Source organism: Variovorax gossypii (genome assembly GCF_003965815.1).
GTDB lineage: Bacteria > Pseudomonadota > Gammaproteobacteria > Burkholderiales > Burkholderiaceae_C > Variovorax > Variovorax gossypii.
Window position 1 is genome coordinate 166,601 of the sequence record NZ_RXOE01000009.1, and the last position, 13,648, is coordinate 180,248.

At 69.5% G+C, this 13,648-nt stretch carries 11 protein-coding genes; 5 read left to right on the plus strand and 6 right to left on the minus strand.

Features of this window, described 5'->3' with window-relative positions:
- The first annotated feature begins 48 nt into the window (after nucleotides 1-48).
- The gene (locus EJP69_RS26000) at nucleotides 49-1,341 is read left to right on the plus strand and encodes an epoxide hydrolase family protein (RefSeq protein WP_126473148.1); all 1,293 of its coding nucleotides are present in this window, start codon (nucleotides 49-51) and stop codon (nucleotides 1,339-1,341) included.
- A gap of 30 nt (nucleotides 1,342-1,371) precedes the next feature.
- Here EJP69_RS26000 and EJP69_RS26005 read toward each other — a convergent pair whose 3' ends face one another.
- The 4 genes from EJP69_RS26005 to EJP69_RS26020 all read right to left on the minus strand — a co-directional run bounded on the left by EJP69_RS26005 (nucleotide 1,372) and on the right by EJP69_RS26020 (nucleotide 8,989).
- The gene (locus EJP69_RS26005; RefSeq protein WP_126473150.1) at nucleotides 1,372-2,442 is read right to left on the minus strand and encodes a sensor histidine kinase; all 1,071 of its coding nucleotides are present in this window, start codon (nucleotides 2,440-2,442) and stop codon (nucleotides 1,372-1,374) included.
- A 159-nt stretch (nucleotides 2,443-2,601) separates the two neighbouring features.
- Nucleotides 2,602-2,982 (minus strand): response regulator transcription factor, encoded by a 381-nt coding sequence (locus EJP69_RS26010; protein WP_126473152.1) that lies wholly within the window; start codon nucleotides 2,980-2,982, stop codon nucleotides 2,602-2,604.
- 125 nt (nucleotides 2,983-3,107) lie between these two features.
- Complete coding sequence (locus tag EJP69_RS26015) at nucleotides 3,108-3,755, minus strand: response regulator transcription factor (RefSeq protein WP_126473154.1); 648 nt, start codon at nucleotides 3,753-3,755, stop codon at nucleotides 3,108-3,110.
- Nucleotides 3,756-3,796: 41 nt separating this feature from the next.
- On the minus strand, nucleotides 3,797-8,989 hold the full coding sequence (locus tag EJP69_RS26020) for a trifunctional serine/threonine-protein kinase/ATP-binding protein/sensor histidine kinase (protein ID WP_240652288.1): 5,193 nt from the start codon (nucleotides 8,987-8,989) through the stop codon (nucleotides 3,797-3,799).
- 369 nt (nucleotides 8,990-9,358) lie between these two features.
- Here EJP69_RS26020 and EJP69_RS26025 point away from each other — a divergent pair, with 369 nt between their 5' ends.
- The gene (locus EJP69_RS26025; RefSeq protein ID WP_126473156.1) at nucleotides 9,359-10,171 is read left to right on the plus strand and encodes an alpha/beta fold hydrolase; all 813 of its coding nucleotides are present in this window, start codon (nucleotides 9,359-9,361) and stop codon (nucleotides 10,169-10,171) included.
- Nucleotides 10,172-10,199: 28 nt separating this feature from the next.
- Here the strand turns inward: EJP69_RS26025 and EJP69_RS26030 are convergent, their stop codons facing one another.
- Nucleotides 10,200-10,991, minus strand: coding sequence for a transporter substrate-binding domain-containing protein (locus EJP69_RS26030; RefSeq protein WP_093300995.1), 792 nt, complete (start codon nucleotides 10,989-10,991; stop codon nucleotides 10,200-10,202).
- Nucleotides 10,992-11,294: 303 nt separating this feature from the next.
- On the opposite strand from EJP69_RS26030, the gene EJP69_RS26035 reads away from it, so the two are divergent.
- Nucleotides 11,295-11,516, plus strand: coding sequence for a hypothetical protein (locus EJP69_RS26035; protein WP_126473159.1), 222 nt, complete (start codon nucleotides 11,295-11,297; stop codon nucleotides 11,514-11,516).
- Nucleotides 11,517-11,528: 12 nt separating this feature from the next.
- Here EJP69_RS26035 and EJP69_RS30025 read toward each other — a convergent pair whose 3' ends face one another.
- Nucleotides 11,529-11,681: an aromatic-ring hydroxylase C-terminal domain-containing protein gene (locus EJP69_RS30025; protein WP_338067662.1), complete on the minus strand. Its 153-nt coding sequence runs from the start codon at nucleotides 11,679-11,681 to the stop codon at nucleotides 11,529-11,531.
- Between the two features lie 334 nt (nucleotides 11,682-12,015).
- Between EJP69_RS30025 and EJP69_RS26040 the strand changes: the two genes are divergently transcribed.
- Complete coding sequence (locus tag EJP69_RS26040) at nucleotides 12,016-12,855, plus strand: phosphate/phosphite/phosphonate ABC transporter substrate-binding protein (protein ID WP_093199315.1); 840 nt, start codon at nucleotides 12,016-12,018, stop codon at nucleotides 12,853-12,855.
- A gap of 84 nt (nucleotides 12,856-12,939) precedes the next feature.
- Entirely contained in the window at nucleotides 12,940-13,644 is a 705-nt protein-coding gene (locus EJP69_RS26045; protein WP_093300998.1) for a glutathione S-transferase N-terminal domain-containing protein, read from the plus strand.
- Nucleotides 13,645-13,648 lie beyond the last annotated feature (4 nt).

Genomic DNA, 13,648 nt, shown 5'->3' on the forward strand with positions numbered 1-13,648 from the left:
CATCCGCTGTCTTCAATGGAGGCGTTTCAACTTCACGGAAATGCCTGCATGAACACCCTCCATCCATCCCTCTCGCGCCGCCACCTTCTGGCCACGTCGATCGCCTTCGGCGCGGCGTCGGCGGCCTCCGGTGCCTTCGCCATGTTGCGGCCGTCCAGCGCTTCCGGCCCCGACGACACCTCGGTGCGACCGTTCCGCATCAGCGTAGACCGCGAAGCGCTTGCAGACCTGCGCCGTCGGCTCGGCGCCACCCGGTGGCCGAGCGCCGAGACCGTCGCCGACGACTCGCAGGGCGTGCGGCTCGCCACGCTGCGCTCGCTGGTGCGCCACTGGTCGACGGACTACGACTGGCGCAAGGGCGAAGCCCGGCTCAACGCCGTTCCGCAGTTCGTGACCACCATCGACGGCCTCGACATCCAGTTCACGCACATCCGCTCGCGCCACGCCGATGCAATGCCGCTGATCATGACGCACGGCTGGCCGGGCTCGATCTTCGAACTGCTCAAGGTCGTGGGCCCGCTGACCGACCCCACAGCCCACGGCGGCCGCGCGCAGGACGCGTTCCACCTCGTGCTGCCCTCGCTGCCCGGCTTCGGTTTCTCGGGCCAGCCCCAGGCCACCGGCTGGGACTCCAACCACATCGCGCGCGCGTGGGGCGTTCTGATGGCACGCCTGGGCTACAAGCAGTTCGTCTCGCAGGGCGGCGACTGCGGCTCTGTCATCTCGCATCGCATGGCGATGCAGAAGGTGCCGGGCCTGATGGCGATCCACGTCAACATGCCGGGCACCGTGCCCGCCGAGATCGCCTCGATCCTCGCCGCGGGCGGCCCCGCGCCCGCCGGCCTGTCGGCCAAGGAGCGCGCAGCCTTCGACAAGCTGGACGACTTCTACAGGAACAGCTCGGGCTACTCCGCGATGATGGTCACGCGCCCGCAAACGCTGGGCTACGCGCTGGCCGACTCGCCCGTGGGCCAGGCCGCATGGATCTACGACAAGTTCGCCACCTGGACCTACTCGGGCGGCGTGCCCGAGCGGGTGCTTGCGCGCGACGAGATGCTCGACGACATCTCGCTGTACTGGCTGACCAACAGCGCGACCTCGGCCGCGCAGATCTACTGGGAAGACCATTCGAACAACTTCAACGCCGTCGACATCTCGCTGCCGGCCGCCGTGACGGTGTTTCCCGGCGAGATCTACCAGGCGCCGCGCAGCTGGGCCGACCGCGCGTACCACGACCTGATCTACTGGAACGAGGTCGACACCGGCGGTCATTTCGCCGCGTGGGAACAGCCGGCGCTGTTCAGCCAGGAAGTGCGCGCGGCGTTCAGGTCGCTGCGCTGAGCCAAGGAGAAGCACACCCGGCCGCCCGTGTCACGCGACCACGAGCGGCAGCGTGAGCCGTGCCTCGAGCCCGCCGCAGCGACGGTTCTGCAGCTGCAGGTCGCCCTGCATCGAGCGGGCCAGGCGCCTGGCGATCGCGAGGCCGAGACCCGACCCGGCCTTGCCTTCGGAGCCGCCCTGCCCTGCCCGGACCCATGGCGCGAAAACCGCCTCCATCTGCGCCGGCCGGATGCCGGGCCCCGAGTCGACCACGGCCAGCACGAGGCTCGTCGAATCGATGCGGGCGCAGACCCGCACGTCGCGGCCGTAGCGCAGCGCGTTGTCGATCAGGTTGGCGAGCACGCGGCGCAGTGCGAGGGGACAGGCCATCACCGGCTGCCCGATGCGGCCGTCGAGGACGATCGCCCGGCCGGCCTCGCGATAGTCGCGCATCATGTTGCCGAGCAGGCCGTCGGCATCGACGCGCTGCAGCGGCTCGGCCACGCTGCGCTGCATCCGTGCGCTGGCCACGCTGGCCTCGACCAGTTCGCGCATCTGGGCAAGGTCGCGCTCCATGGCTTCGCGCAGCGCATGGTCCTCCAGCATCTCGCAGCGCAGCCCCATGCGGGTCAGCGGCGTGCGCAGGTCGTGCGCATAGGCGGCCTGCACGTCCAGGTGCGCCACGTCGCGCTCGGCCTGGCGGCGGCGAAGGTTGTTGATCGCGCGCGCCAGCCGCACGATGGCGCGCGGGCCGCTTTCGACGAGCTCGGGCACGCCGGCGCCGCTGCCGCGGTGCTCAATGGCACGCGCCAGGCGCGCCGCACCCGCACGGTGGTCCATCGCCTCCAGCCAGAGGAAGACGGCAAGCAGCATGAGGCCGACGAGCACCGACACGCACACGATCCATCGCAGGCTGTCGTCGAGCGGGCAGCTCAGCGGCGACAGCGTCGCGGCATGGACGTTCTGCCCGAGCGTGGCCACCGCGATCGCGCGCGCCGCGACCAACGCCAGGCCCTGGGAACGGCGAGCGGGTTGTGCAGTTTTTGAAACGGCCCCGGCGCGCGCGTCGGATGCGCACGCCGGATGGAAGGAACTGATGGATGCGCGGGACTTCTTCGTCATTGGTTTTCTCCTGCTGCCGGCGCACGGGCCGGCATGGGAGAGATGACATCACGCGAGGGGGAGCGCACACCATTGCATCAGCGTTTGTCGCACCCCTACGAAGGTTTACCCCTTCATGCGCCGGAGTAGCGCGAGGCCGGCTCGCCCCTCCTTGGCGCTTCAGTCCCGGCTCAGCGCGCGACCGATCCAGGCCTCGAGCTCGGCGGCGTCGATCGGCTTCTCGATCAGGCAGAGAGCGGCGCTGGTCTTCACGCGCTCCCGCGTGCGGGCGTTGGCGAAGGCGCTGATGAAGATGACGGGCGGGCGCAGGCCTTCGCGCTCCAGGCGTTCGACCAGCGCGATGCCGTCCATGGCCGGCATCTGGATGTCGCAGACGAGGCAGCGCGTGCGCGCCGGAACGTCGGAGGCCAGGAAGTCGATGGCCGACTCGAACGCGCGGGCCTCCCATCCGAACGAGCGCACGAGGCTGCTCGTCGCGGCGCGAACGAAAGGATCGTCGTCGACGATGGAAACGAGTTCGATGGCTGCTGACAGGGACAAGGAGGAAGCCCGTTCTCTACCCCGGGGGTTTCCGGTGAAGGCACAGGAACATTCCCGCCCCTGCCCAGGATTGCAGGATACCGGCGCCAGCGCGCGACGCCATCATCCATAGGTATGCCACCGCCTCAGCAGGCACTCTCCACCACACCCAGCGCCTCCATCCTGCGCACCAGTTCGGCAACCGAGCGCGCGTTCATCTTGCGCATCGCCTGGCCCCGGTGGATCTTGGCCGTGATCTCGGCAATGCCCATGCGGTCGGCGATCTGCTTGTTCATCAGGCCGCCGGCCACGTGCTGCACCACCTCGCACTCGCGCGGCGTGAGCGATTCCCAGCAGGCACGCGCGGCCTGCAGCAGGCGCTCGCTCTCCAGGCGGCGCGCATCGCGGTCCAGCGCGGCGATCACCGCGTCGATCATGTCCTGGTCGCGGAAGGGCTTCGCCAGGAAATCAACGGCCCCGGCCTTCATTGCCTTCACGGTCATGGCGATGTCGCCGTGGCCGGTCATGAACACGATCGGCATGTGAGGCTCACCGCGCTCCAGCAGGGCCTGCTGGAAGGAAAGGCCGCTCTGGCCGCGCAAGCGCACGTCCAGCACCAGGCAGGAGGGCTCGCCGGAGCGCGGTGCGGCGAGGAACTCCTCCGTCGTCGCAAAGGCGTGCACCGCCAGGTCGATGGAGCGCAGCAGGCTGCTCAGCGCATCGCGCACGAGCTCGTCGTCATCGACGATGAACACGCAACGAAGGGGTGCCTGAAGTGGATCGGAAGGACGCATGAAACGAAACGTTGGTGAGGGCATCGGGGTCGCCTGCCCTTTCATCGATGGCCGGGGCCCGGCCGCGGCAGGCTGAAGACGGCGCGCATGCCCGTGGGTTCGCGCTGCCGCAACTCGAGCGTTCCGCCGTGCGCATCGAGGATCGACTTGCAGATGGCCAGCCCCATGCCCATGCCGTTGGACTTGGTGGTGAAGAGCGGCTTGAGCAGATGCTCCGCCGCCCCGAGGACGACGCCCGGCCCGGCGTCTTCCACCACGATGCGCACATGCTCGTCGTCGTGCACGCAGGCCATCGACAACGGGTGCGGGCCGGGTGGGAGCGAAGCCATCGACTCGGCCCCGTTCATCAGCAGGTTGACCGCCACCTGCTGCAACTGCACGCGGTCGCCGTGCACGGCCAGCGGCGCGCCCAGGCCCGTCGTCTCCAGCGTGACGCCCATGGTGTCGAGCGCCCCGGCGACCAGCGTCGCCGCCTCGCGCAGCGCCTCGCCGAGATCGAAGACGCCGAACTGCGGCTCCGCGTTGCGCGCCTTGGCGCGAAGGCCCTGGATGATGGTGCGGGCGCGCAGTGCGCTCCTGCTGATGTGAGTGAGCATCTCGCGGGCCTCGCCGATGTCGGGCGGGCTGCGGTCGAGCCAGCGCAGCGCGGCGCTGGCCGAGGTGTCGACCGCGGCGATCGGCTGGCCGACCTCGTGCACGATGGAAGCCACCAGCTCGCCCATCGCCTTCAGGCGGGTCGCACGCTCGAGCTCGGCGAGCGTGCTGCGCAATTGCTCCTCGGCCTGCGCGCGCTGCTGGTTCTGGTCGATCAGCTCCTCGTACAGCCGCGCGTTCTCCAGCGCGAAGGCCGCCTGCGAGGCGATCACCTCCAGCACCTCGGCCTTGGCGGGCGTGAACACGTGGGAGGCCAGGTTGTTCTCCAGGTAGAGCACGCCGACGAGCATCGCGTGGCGCATCAGCGGCACGCACAGGATCGAACGCGGACGCCGGCGGCGGATGTAGTCGTCCTGCGCGAGCGACGCGCTCTCGCGCGCGTCGTCCACCACGATGTGCTGCTGGGTGCGCGCGACCGCCTGGACGATGGAGACCGGCAACGTCCCTGCATCGAAGGCGACGCCCTCCTGCGTGAGCGTGACGGCACCGTCGAGCACCCGCGCCTGGGCACGCACCTGCCACGCCTCGTGCCGCAACAGCGCCAGCGTGCCGGACTCGGCGCCGGCGTTCTCGAGCGCGGTGCGAAGCAGCGTCTCGACCAGGCGGACCGGCACGATCTCGCCGGCGAGCGCCGTCGAGATGCGCAGGACGGCCTGCGCATCGAGCCCCTGCATCCGCCGCGTGTTCGGGACCGGGTCCTCGATCTCGAAGAGCCCCGGGTGCGAGGCCTGCAGCTGGCGCACCTTGGCCGTGGCGCCCCAGCGCTGCCACGCGCCGCGTGCGTGGCGCAGGTTGCCGTGCGCGGACAGGTCGTCGCCGCGCCCGGCATGGAAGGCCGCGGCATGTTCGGCCGCCAGTGCCTCGACCTGCGTGAAGCCGTGGCGCCGCGCATGCGACACCGCCCGCGCATAGGCCTCCACCGCCGCGAGCGGATCGCCGTCGATGCGGCACATCTCCGCGCGCACCAGCTGGAAGCGGGCCAGGAAGTTGGCCGGGCAGGCCTGGCTCCAGGCCTGGAGCTGCTTCACGTCCCGCTGCAGCGCGGCCTGCTGCGACGCATCGCGCGCCGGGAGCGCGAGCAAGGCGAGCGCGCCGTAGAACGGCAGGTCGCCGCTCTCGGCGAAGGTACGGCCTGAGGCCGCGCAGGCTTCTGCCCGGTGGCGTGCCTCGATCGCCTCGGCGAGCCTGCCGCCGAGGAGTGCCGCCTGCAGCCTGTAGACCCAGTAGGCGAAGTCGACGAGCGTTGCGGGCTGGTCTTCCCGCGGCGGGCTCGGCTGTTCGTCGCCGTTGCCGGTGGTGCCTGCGGTGCCGTCCTGCAGCTGCGCCAGGAGCAGCTTCTGGGCCAGCAGCGCCTCGATCACGAGCTGGAAATTCGCGTCGCGCGCAACCGCCAGCCCGCGCTCGACCGTGTCCCGCACGTCGCCGAGGTACTCCCCGGCGAAGAGCATTCCCGTGGCCTGGTTGCGCCCGCAGTAGATCGCGAAGGTATGGTCGCCGCTCGCCACGGCCACGTCGTAGGCGCGCCGGATGTAGTCGCGCGCCGCGCGCGCCGGCTGCGTCCACGGAACCACCATGGTGCCGAAGGTCATGTAGACCCGGCCCCGGTACTGGGCGAGCCCGCGCTCGTCGACCAGGTGCAGCGCGAGCGCGCCGAACTCCCGCGCGGCGGCGTAGTTGCCGTAGCGCACGCCGAAGACCTGCGTCATGCAGACATAGCCGTCCGCCGAGGCGTCGGAGTGGCCCTGCGCGATGTTGAGGCCGATCATGCGCAGCAGGATCAGGTCGACCAGGTCCTGGTCGGTGTACAGCGCCGGCGGAATGAGGTCCGCGAAGATGTCGGTGATCGCCCGGCGCAGCGGGTCGGCCACGACGGGCAGCTGGCGCAGGGCCCCGATGCCGTGCCGGTCGATCCATTCCTGCAGCACCGCGTGCTCGCGGTCGACCGCGGCGGCATCGGGCCGCCTCGGCATGACGATGCCGGACTTGCCCAGGAAGGCCAGCCCCACGTCCAGCGCCCGGTCGAAGTTGCCGAGCGTGGTGTACAGCGCCGCGCGCAGGCGCGCGAGATCGGCCCCGAAGATGCCGTCCCCCGCAACCTCCTCCAGTGCCGACAGGCGACCCTCCGCGGCCTCCAGTGCCCCGGTCATGAACTCGGCCTCGCCGCAGAGTGCGCGCGCGTGCAGGCCGTCTTCGCTTGTGTCGGCTTCGCCCAGGAAGGCGAGCGCGGCGCGGAAGAAGCCGAGCGCCGAATGATGGGCGGTCGCGGCCTTCGCCTGCCGGCCGGCCTCCAGGTTGAGCCGCGCGAAGTCGCGTCGCTCCTGCGGTGCCTCGACAGCCGGACGTGCAAGCCCGGCCTGTGCGGCGAGCGAGAACACCCGCGCGGAGTCGGACGCATGCCGGAGCTGGCGGCGCACGATCTGCAGGTGCATGCGCGGCCGCTCCCCGGGCGGGATCGAGGCGTAGGCGGCTTCGCGGATGCGGTCGTGCCAGAAGCCCCAGTCCTCGCCGTCGCGCTGGATGCTGCCTGCCTCGCGCGCACTGTCGAGTGCGGCCTGCAGGCGCCTGTCCGCATCGGTTCCGGGCTGAACGTCCATCGCCAGCGCGAGCTCCTGGCCTGAAGTCCGGTGGCCTAGGCACGCCATCACGCGCAGAACCGCCTGCGTCGCCGCGGGCAGTTGTTCGAAGCGGCGCGCCATCAGGTCGCCGACGGTGTCGGCGCCGGGGTGGGACGCGAGCTGTTCGAGGCTCCAGCGCCACGAGGCGGTCTCCGCGTCGTAGGCAAGCAGGCCGTCGTCGGCCAGCAGATGGAGCAGGTGCCGGGCGAAAAGCGGATTCCGCTCGGTCTTCCGGCCGATGAGGTCGGCCAGTTCGCCGACGACGCTCGCGTCCTGCTGCAGCGTGAGCGCGATCATTTCGCGCAAGGCGCCTTCGTCCAATGGACCGAGCTCGATGCGCACGGCTTGCGGCATCTCCGCGAGCCGGCCCGCGCGCAGCGGATGAGCCGCATCCACCTCGTTGTCGCGGAAGGTTCCTATGAGCAGCAGCGCGGCATCGTCGTGCTGGTACAGCAGGCGCTCGAGCACCTGCAGGGTCTCGACGTCGGCCCATTGCAGGTCGTCGAGCAGCATCACGAGCGGACGCGTGGGCGCGGCGAAGCATGCGATCAGCCGCGCCATGCCCTGCAGTACGCGCTCGCGCTCGAGCGCGGGGGCCGCGTCGGGAGGCGCGGGCACGGGCTGCCCGGAAGGCGCACCGAGGATGACGCCGAGCGCAGGCAGCAGGCCCGTCAGGGTCCGCTCCACCGGCTTCGCGGCGGCGGCGATGCGATTGCGCCAGACCGCGAACTCTTCGTTCGCGCAGCCGATCACGTGCTGCAGCAGCGGATCGAGCGCCTCCACCAGCAGCGCATACGGCTTGCCGCGGCGCCCTTGCTCGCTCTTGGCCGCGGCCAGCAGCGGCACGCCCGGGCGCTGCATGCGGGCCACCGCCTCGCGCAGGAGCGTCGACTTGCCGATGCCCGACGGGCCCGAGACCCAGGCCGCGCGCGAACGGGCGCTGTCCGCGACCTCGCGGTAGAGCGCGAGCAGTGCCTGCAGTTCGGCGTCGCGTCCCAGCACGAGGCCCGTGCCGCCGGGCTTGCGCAGGGCCGAATGGGCATCGAGCGCAAAACGGGGAATGCGCCCGTGCTGGCGCAGCAGGGTCTCGCAGCGCCGCAGGTCCGCCAGCACGCCGGCAGCGTCCGCGTACCGGTGCTCCGGCGTCTTCTCGAGCAGCTTCATGACCAGCAGCGAGAGTTGCTCCGGCAGCCCCGGCACCAGCTCGGCGGGCGCACGGGCGACGCGGGTCGCATGCGCGTGCACGCGCGCGGCGGCGTCGGCGCCCTCGAAAGGAAGCCTGCCGGTCATCGACTCGTAGAAGATGCAGCCGAGCGCGTAGAGGTCGGCCCGCGCATCCACGCGCAGGTTCATGCGCGCGCCCAGCTCCGGCGCCATGTAGTTGAAGCTGTCCTCGTCCCAGGAAAGCTGGTCGTCGCCCGCGACCTTGTCCTCGCCGCCGAAGGTGGCTGCCTGGCCGAAGCCGGTGAGACAGGCCCTGCCGTCTTCGCAGAGCAGCATGCGGTCGGGCGTGAGCGCGCGATGCAGCACGCCGGCCGCGTGCATCGCGCCCACGGCGGCGGTGAGGCGCAGCGCGAACGCGACGAAGGCGCCCGCATCGGCACACGGTGCGCCACTGCGGGGAAGCGGCTCGCCGCCGGGGTCCTTCAGGATCAGCAGGAAGCTCTCTCCATGGGGCACCAGCGCGACCGGCACCGCGGCCCATTCGTCGCGAAGCACGTGGCGCAACGAGTACTCCCGCTGAAGCAGCGCGGCGGTGGCCGGCGTGGTCTGGCCGCGCCCGGCCACGAGCGAGGAGGCCACGCCGTGCGCCCGTGCGCGCTCCAGGCGCGGCGTGCCTGCGCCCAGCTCGCGAAAGTCCCGGTATCGCACCGACGAGGTCCCGTGCTGCGCGACAACGGGAGCATCCGGCAGGACTGCTTCTGCGTCTTCTTGTCCGGGGGGTTCCTGATGTTGCATGGGCATGGATGTGGGCCTCTGCGGCCGGCCGGGCCGCGAAATGCGTGGGCGCGAGCGGAGCCCGCCGTTGTTCTTGTTTCTCCCCGTCTTCGGGCGCACTCGGGCGCATACGGGGTGCACTCGGGTACGGATGCCATTGGAACTCCGCCGATCGCGAGATTGGCGCTGCGGTCGTTGGCTGGTGTTAGGCGTTGTTAGGCGCGGGCATGCGCCGCGGCGGTTTCGGCCGGTCCGCTTGAAAAGTAATGTCACCGCACGCCCCTCGGACACACAGGCATACAGACCGGGCCGGACTTGCTTCGCATCGCCCATAGATTCAGCGCCGTCGACCCGGGTCGATCCTGTTTCCACAAGTCCAACCAAGGAAGAATCGTCATGAAGAAGTTCTCTCGCCGCCTCGCCGCGACCCTGATGGCCCATGCGCTCGGCCTGGCCGCGATGGCGCCCCTGCACTCGTTCGCGCAGCCGGCGGATCCCGCCTCGTCCGCCAAGCCCACGATCGTGCTCGTGCATGGCGCCTTCGCCGATTCGTCGAGCTGGGACGGCGTGGTGCAGCGCCTGCAGGCACGGCACTATTCCGTGATCTCCGCCGCGAACCCGCTGCGCGGACCTTCGTTCGATGCGGCGTACGTCGCCGGCGTTGTCGATGCGGTGAAGGGGCCCGTGGTGCTCGTCGGGCACTCGTACGGCGGCTCGGTCATCTCTACAGCCGCGAACGGCAAGCCGAACGTGAAGGCGCTGGTCTACGTTGCAGCTTTCGCGCCAGAGGCCGGCGAAACGGCGCTCGGCCTCACGGGCAAGTTCCCCGGCAGCACGCTCGGCCCCGCGCTGGCGCCGGCGGTGCCTCTCGCCGATGGCGGCAAGGACCTGTACATCCAGCAGGACAAGTTTCCCGCGCAGTTCGCGGCCGACGTTCCGCTAGCCAAGGCGCGCCTGATGGCCGTGGGGCAGCGGCCCATCGCCGAGGCGGCGCTGAACGAGGCGACGCAGGCTCCGGCATGGAAGTCGGTGCCGTCATGGTTCGTGTACGGCGATCGCGACAAGAACATCCCGCCGCAAGCCATGGCCTTCATGGCGCAGCGCGCGAATGCTCAGAAGACGGTGGTGGTCAAGGGCGCATCGCACGTCGTGATGACCTCCCAGCCCGAGGCGGTCACCAGGGTGATCGTCGAGGCGGCCGGGCACTGAGCATCTGCGCCCGCCCGGTTTCAGGGGCCTACTGCGGCAGCTCTCCGGCCGGGCGCTCCAGCCACTTCATGGACAGCCGGTCGAGCTCGCCGCTCTTCTTCGCCTCGTCGATGATGGCGTTGACCCTCTGCCTCAACGCGTCTTCGCCCTTGGTCACGCCGATGTAGTTCGGGCTTTCCTTGAGCAGCAGCTTGTACGTGGTGCCCAGCGCGGGGTTGCTGACCATGATGGTGTTCGCGACCGACGCGCCCGTGGCGATCAGCTGCGCCTGCCCGGAAACGAACGCCGCGACGGTGCGGGTGTTGTCGTCGAAGCGCCTGACGTCGACTCCCGGGGGCGCGACCTTGTTGAGCTCCTGGTCCTCGACCGAGCCGCGCGTGACCGCGATCGACTTGCCCGACAGGTCCGCGAAGCTCCTGATGTTCAGGCTCTTCGCGCCGAAGATGGCCTGGTAGAACGGCGAGTACGCGGCGGTGAAGTCGATCTGCTTCTCGCGGTCAGGGTTCTTGCCCAGGGTGGCGATCACCAGCGCGGCCTTTCTCTTCTGCAGGGTCGGGATGCGGTTGGCGCTGGTCACGGGAATCAGGTCGACCTCCACGCCGAGCTTGCTGCCGATGTAGTTGGCCATGTCGATGTCCAGGCCGTGCATCTTGAAGTCGCGGTCCATCGAGCCGTAGGGCGGGAAATCGGGGGGAACCGCGATGGCGATCTTCCGGTTCTTCAGGATGGTGTCCAGCGCGCTTTGCGCATGGACCGCACCGGTTGCCATGAGGGCGCCGAGAGCCAGCCCCAGAACGAATTGCAGTCTGCCGAGTTTCATGATGCCTGAACGATGACGAGTGGTTGTGGGTTTGATGTCGAGCGCTCGGCCGGGGCCGGCCGCGCAGGCCACGAGCCGCACGAACCGTGCCAGTGGTATACAAGACTCGTGCACCGCAGGAGAAGGACAAACGTGGTGCGCAATTCGCGAACCAGCCCCCGATTCAGGGAGCGGAGCCCCACATTGGGGACTCCGCGCATCCCATGTTCTGGCGATGAAGACATGCGGCAAACCCGTAGGCTCGGGACTGCACGGGGCGCGTTGTTTTCAGTGAAGCCCCAGACCCTCATCACCATCCGAACCATGATCGAGACAGAGACGCTGCCCGATGAAGAACTGGGTGCGCAGGCCACGGAGTGGCGTCGGCGGGCGTTGCAAGGCGAACTGCACGCCCGCGGCATCGCCCATCAGCTGGAGGCCGAACTGCGCCGGCGCGCCGGCGTCCACCATCCCGGCTACGACACGCTCGACTTGCGGTCGCTTGAGCACCGGCAGGGAAAGCGGCCCTGGTGGAAGCCCTGGTGACCGTGCTTCCGCTCAGGCGCCGAACCACTTGTTGTTCATCGCCTGATGGAGACCATCCGATGCGCCGTCGCCCACCCACGCCACGCAGCCATCGGGCCTGACCGGCACCGCGGTCGACGCGGCGACCGTTCCCGGCGCGGGCAGCTCCCACTGACCGTCACGCAGCTCACCTTCGGCACTTCGTCCTCGGTGCTGCCCATGGCCAAGGTCTCATCTCTTTTTCCTCCGGTTGAGGACGGCAGGAGCCTGCGTGTCCCCGGACTCCGGTCGCGTCGGACAAAGCTGGTGCGCCTCGTATTCCGTCCCCGACAGGTGGCGGGGCGTGCTGCCGCCCGAGGCTGGCCCGTTGACCCGCGTCAATGCGCAGTCCGTAGCACGAACCTACTATCGGCCGCCATCGACGCGCCATCGATCGCACGGGACTGGTGCACCAGACTGGATCAATGTAATAATTTAGTTACAAAATTCACAACCACCCTCCTCCGAAGAAAGCCCCGCCATGCAACGCCTGCCCCTTCATCCTTCGCTTCGCACCACCGTCCGCGTCGCCGCGGGCGCGCTTCTCGCGGCGAGCGCCTCGGCGCACGCCTTCGTGATCGGCGTCAGCGAAGGCGTGAGCTACGACGTGTCCGACGCGCAGATCACCGCCCGCTTCGAGCCCATCGCCGAGGTGCTCTCCAAGGCGCTCAAGCAGCCGGTGACGGTCAAGGTGCTCAACTCGTACAACGGCGCGCGCGAGGCGCTGAAGCAGCAGCAGGTCGACCTCGCCTTCGTGCATCCCTCGCACGTGGCGCTCGGCGCCATCAAGAGTGGGCAGTACAAGGCCTTCGCCTGGACCACCGGCTACACCGACTACAAGGTGTCGTTCCTGTGCAAGGAGCAGCAGCCGATTTCCGACTGGAAGAGCGTGGCCGGCAAGCAGCTGGTGATGCCCGACGCCGACTCCATCACCTCCGTCATCACGCGCGCCATGCTGCGCGAGCAGGGCCTGCAGGGCGCGACGGCCGTGAAGGTGACGAACACGCGCTTCCAGGAGGCGGTGCCCTTCTACGTGCAGAACGGCTTCGCGGCCTACGGCGCGACCGCCGCCTCGAGCGTGGTCAAGACCTGGAAGGACGGCGGCGGCAAGATCTGCGCGGAATCGCGCGCGGTGCCGATCAAGCAATGGCTCGCGTCCAGCAAGCTCGACGCGGCCACGGTGAGCGCGGCGCGCGACGCGCTGCTGGGCCTGGCGCAGACCGACGCCGGCAAGCGCGCGCTGGCGGCATCGAGCTACGTGGGCTTCGTCAAGCCCTCGGCCGATGTCGAAGCCTCGCTGATGAACTGGCTCGGGATCTGACCGAGGGCAAGACCGCACGCGCACGCCCGGGTGACGGCCCGGGCAGAATCCTGCGCTTGCAGTTTGCCTCTCAAGGACCCTTTCATGACCGACCTCTCGAGCTTCCCCATCACGAAGAAGTGGCCCGCACAGCACCCCGACCGGCTGCAGCTGTACTCGCTGCCCACGCCCAACGGCGTGAAGGTGTCGATCATGCTGGAGGAAACCGGCCTGCCCTACGAGCCGCATCTCGTGAGCTTCGAGACCAACGACCAGATGTCGCCGGAATTCCTGTCGCTCAATCCGAACAACAAGATCCCGGCCATCCTCGACCCCGACGGCCCCGGCGGCAAGCCGCTGGCACTCTTCGAGTCGGGTGCGATCCTCGTGTACCTGGCCGAGAAGACCGGCAAGCTCATCCCGCAGGACGCCGCCGGCCGCTACGAGACCCTGCAGTGGGTGATGTTCCAGATGGGCGGCATCGGACCGATGTTCGGCCAGCTCGGCTTCTTCAACAAGTTCGCCGGCAAGGACTATGAAGACAAGCGCCCGCGCGACCGCTACGTGAACGAGTCGAAGCGCCTGCTGGGCGTGCTCGACAAGCGGCTCGCCGGCCGCGCATGGATCATGGGCGACAGCTACACCATCGCCGACATCGCCACCTTCCCCTGGGTGCGCAACCTGATCGGCTTCTACGAGGCGGGCGATCTGGTCGGCTTCAAGGACTTCCCGAACGTCGCGCGCGCGCTCGAGGCCTTCGTGGCGCGCCCCGCCGTCGTGGCGGGGCTGGGCATTCCGAAGCGCGGCTGAGCAG

Bases quoted from the DNA above. Each gene is read 5' to 3' on its own strand.
- EJP69_RS26040 (WP_093199315.1), top strand. From the start codon at position 12,016: ATGCAACGCCTGCCCCTTCATCCTTCGCTTCGCACCACCGTCCGCGTC.
- EJP69_RS26045 (WP_093300998.1), top strand. From the start codon at position 12,940: ATGACCGACCTCTCGAGCTTCCCCATCACGAAGAAGTGGCCCGCACAG.
- EJP69_RS26025 (WP_126473156.1), top strand. From the start codon at position 9,359: ATGAAGAAGTTCTCTCGCCGCCTCGCCGCGACCCTGATGGCCCATGCG.
- EJP69_RS26035 (WP_126473159.1), top strand. From the start codon at position 11,295: ATGATCGAGACAGAGACGCTGCCCGATGAAGAACTGGGTGCGCAGGCC.
- EJP69_RS26030 (WP_093300995.1), bottom strand. From the start codon at position 10,991: ATGAAACTCGGCAGACTGCAATTCGTTCTGGGGCTGGCTCTCGGCGCC.
- EJP69_RS26015 (WP_126473154.1), bottom strand. From the start codon at position 3,755: ATGCGTCCTTCCGATCCACTTCAGGCACCCCTTCGTTGCGTGTTCATC.
- EJP69_RS26000 (WP_126473148.1), top strand. From the start codon at position 49: ATGAACACCCTCCATCCATCCCTCTCGCGCCGCCACCTTCTGGCCACG.
- EJP69_RS26020 (WP_240652288.1), bottom strand. From the start codon at position 8,989: ATGCCCATGCAACATCAGGAACCCCCCGGACAAGAAGACGCAGAAGCA.
- EJP69_RS26005 (WP_126473150.1), bottom strand. From the start codon at position 2,442: ATGACGAAGAAGTCCCGCGCATCCATCAGTTCCTTCCATCCGGCGTGC.